This window comes from Ralstonia sp. RL (genome assembly GCF_001683835.1).
Lineage (GTDB): Bacteria > Pseudomonadota > Gammaproteobacteria > Burkholderiales > Burkholderiaceae > Ralstonia > Ralstonia mannitolilytica.
The window spans coordinates 1-2,137 of the sequence record NZ_LWRX01000205.1 but is presented as its reverse complement, the minus strand read 5'-3'; the positions used below and the strand labels follow the sequence as shown (position 1 = coordinate 2,137).

General features: G+C 65.0%; 1 protein-coding gene. It reads left to right on the top strand.

The annotated features are described in order from the left end of the window. Positions 1-2,137, top strand: a 2,137-nt coding sequence (locus A6M56_RS19150; RefSeq protein ID WP_286758342.1) for a methylmalonyl-CoA mutase family protein, incomplete at both ends; no start/stop codon positions are given.

Below are 2,137 nucleotides of genomic sequence, written 5' to 3'. Positions count from 1 at the left end.
TGCGCTCAACATCGCCGTGGTGTCGATCGATCCGTCGCGCCGCAAGTCGGGCGGTGCGCTCTTGGGCGACCGCATCCGCATGAACGCGATCAATCCGTGGAACGGCCATGCACGGGTATTCATGCGCTCGCTGGCCACGCGCGAGGCCGGCTCCGAGATTTCGCAGGCGCTGCCGGACGTGGTCGCGGCCTGCAAGGTGGCCGGCTTCGACCTGGTGATCGTCGAGACCTCGGGCATCGGCCAGGGCGATGCGGCGATCGTGCCGCACGTGGATCTGTCGATGTACGTGATGACGCCGGAATTCGGCGCCGCGTCGCAGCTGGAAAAGATCGACATGCTGGACTTCGCGGATTTCGTCGCGATCAACAAGTTCGACCGCAAGGGCGCGCTGGATGCGCTGCGCGACGTGGCGAAGCAGGTTCAGCGCAACCGGGAACTGTTTTCAATGAAACCGGAACAGATGCCGGTGTACGGCACGCAGGCATCGCGCTTCAACGACGACGGCGTGACCGCCCTGTACCAGGGCCTGCTGCCGAAGCTGGCCGAGCTCGGCCTCAAGGTGAAGCCGGGCAAACTCGCGCCGGTGCAGGTGCGCCACTCGTCCGGCAAGAACGCGATCGTGCCGCCGGCGCGCAGCCGCTATCTGGCGGAGATTGCCGATACCGTGCGCGGCTACCACAGGCATACCGAAAAACAGGTCAGGCTCGCGCGCGAGCGCCAGCAGCTGCAGGAATCGAAACGCATGCTCGCCGCCTGCGGCAAGAGCGCCGACTTCGACGGCCTGATCGCCGAGCGCGACAACCAGCTCGACGCGCGCGCAAAGACCTTGCTCGCCTGCTGGCCCGACATGCAGGCCGCGTACGCCGGCGACGAGTTCGTGACCAGGATCCGCGACAAGGAAATCCGCACCCGCCTCACCTACAAGACGCTGTCCGGCAATACCATCCGCAAGGTCGCGCTGCCGAAGTTCGAGGACCACGGCGAGATCCTGCGCTGGCTGATGCTGGAAAACGTGCCGGGCTCCTTCCCGTACACCGCCGGCGTGTTCCCGTTCAAGCGCGAGAACGAAGACCCGACCCGCATGTTCGCCGGCGAGGGCGATCCGTTCCGCACCAACCGCCGCTTCAAGCTGGTGTCGGCCGGCATGCCCGCCAAGCGCCTGTCGACCGCCTTCGATTCCGTCACCCTGTACGGCGCCGATCCGGCACTGCGCCCCGACATCTACGGCAAGATCGGCAATTCCGGCGTGTCGGTGGCCACGCTGGACGACATGAAGGTGCTGTACGACGGCTTCGACCTGTGCGATCCGGCCACGTCGGTGTCGATGACGATCAACGGCCCGGCGCCGACCATCCTGGCGATGTTCATGAACACCGCGATCGACCAGCAGATGGACAAGTTCCGCGCCGAGCACAAGCGCGAGCCGGATGCCGAGGAGGCGCGGAAAATCCGCGCCTGGGTGCTGCAGAACGTGCGCGGCACGGTGCAGGCCGACATCCTCAAGGAGGACCAGGGCCAGAACACCTGCATCTTCTCCACCGAGTTCAGCCTGAAGGTGATGGGCGACATCCAGGAGTATTTCGTCCAACACCAGGTGCGCAACTTCTACTCGGTGTCGATCTCCGGCTACCACATCGCCGAAGCCGGCGCGAACCCGATCTCGCAGCTGGCGTTCACGCTGGCCAACGGCTTCACCTTCGTCGAAGCGTACCTGGCGCGCGGCATGCACATCGACGATTTCGCGCCCAACCTGTCGTTCTTCTTCAGTAACGGCATGGATCCGGAATACACGGTGCTGGGGCGCGTGGCGCGCCGCATCTGGGCGGTGGCGATGCGCGACAAGTACGGCGCCAACGAGCGCAGCCAGAAGCTCAAGTACCACATCCAGACGTCCGGGCGCTCGCTGCACGCGCAGGAAATCGACTTCAACGACATCCGCACCACGCTGCAGGCGCTGATCGCCATCTACGACAACTGCAACTCGCTGCACACCAACGCCTATGACGAGGCGATCACCACGCCGACCGACGAGTCGGTGCGGCGCGCGCTGGCGATCCAGTTGATCATCAACCGCGAATGGGGCCTGGCGAAGAACGAGAACCCGAACCAGGGCTCGTTCATCATCGAGGAGCTGACC